Raw genomic sequence first — 1,359 nt, 5'->3', positions numbered from 1 at the left:
CAGCCGTTTTCTATGCCATTTCCATTGCAAACCTGTGCCAAATGCGCTATGATAAACAAGAACTGGTATTTTTCGATTTAAAAGTAAGGTGATAGATTCTATGTCAAACAAACCGATTAAAATTGCCCTGCTCGGTCTGGGCACCGTTGGCACCGGCGTATACAAATTGCTATCTATGCGTGCTGACGAAATGCCGCAAATCGCAGGTGCACCGATTGAAATTTCTCACATTCTCGTGCGCAATGCATCCAAGCCGCGTTCCGGTGTAGAAACCGCTCTGCTGACCGATTGCTGGGATGATATTCTCTCTGATCCAGAGGTTTCGATTGTCGTTGAGCTGATGGGCGGTATTGAACCGGCGCATACGTATATCAAGGAAGCACTGGAAGCCAACAAAAACGTTGTCACAGCAAACAAAGACCTGATTGCCGTGCACGGCGGAGAACTGCTCGAACTTGCCAAAGAGCATCATTGTGATTTACAGTTCGAGGCATCGGTTGCCGGAGCAATTCCGATTATCCATCCGCTCAAGCAGGGACTCGCCGGAAATCACATCACAGAGATTATGGGCATTGTCAACGGCACGACCAACTATATTCTCACCCGTATGACAGAGGACGGCATGGAGTTCTCTGAGGCATTGGAAAAAGCCACTGAGCTTGGCTATGCCGAAGCGGATCCGACCGCCGATATTGAAGGCTATGACGCAGGACGAAAAGTTGCGATTATGGCATCCATTGCGTTTCATTCCCGTGTGACCTTTGACGATGTATTTACAGAAGGTATCACGAACATTCAGGCACGGGATATTCGCTATGCAAAGGAAATGGGAAAAGCCGTCAAGCTGTTGGGCGTTGCCTGCAACACCGATGAAGGCATTGAAGTTCGCGTTCATCCGATGCTGATTCCGGATTCTCACCCGCTCGCCACTGTCAACAATGCATTCAATGCCGTCTTTGTACACGGTGATGCATTGGACGATGCGATGTTTATGGGACGCGGCGCAGGCGAGCTGCCGACCGCTTCTGCCGTTTGCGGCGACATCATTGACACCGCCCGCAACATTCAAATGCACTGCACCGGACGCATCGGTTGTACCTGCTACAAATCTCTGCCTATCAAAAAGATGGAAGACATCAAGAGCAAGTATTATCTGCGTCTGGAAGTCGAAGATCGTATGGGTGTTCTCGCCGGTGTATCCGGCGTGCTGGGCAACAACGGCGTCAGCATCTCTCAGGTGCTTCAGAAGCCGTCTGACACAGATTCCGCGGAGCTGGTTGTTATCACAGATACCGTCCGCGAACGCCATATGCGCGACGCTTTGACCATCCTCAGCAACATGAGTATGGTGCATAAAAT

The 1,359-nt window shown here is 50.3% G+C and carries 1 protein-coding gene; it reads left to right on the top strand.

The annotated features are described in order from the left end of the window. Window positions 1-100: 100 nt before the first annotated feature. Window positions 101-1,359 (top strand): homoserine dehydrogenase (locus tag ACR0P9_RS12695; RefSeq protein ID WP_432620698.1); only part of this gene is annotated, 1,259 nt, incomplete at its 3' end.

The organism is Butyricicoccus sp., assembly GCF_050872565.1.
Lineage (GTDB): Bacteria > Bacillota > Clostridia > Oscillospirales > Butyricicoccaceae > Butyricicoccus_A.
Note: the sequence above shows the minus strand (reverse complement) of the source record. Positions and strands in the feature narration are given on the sequence as shown.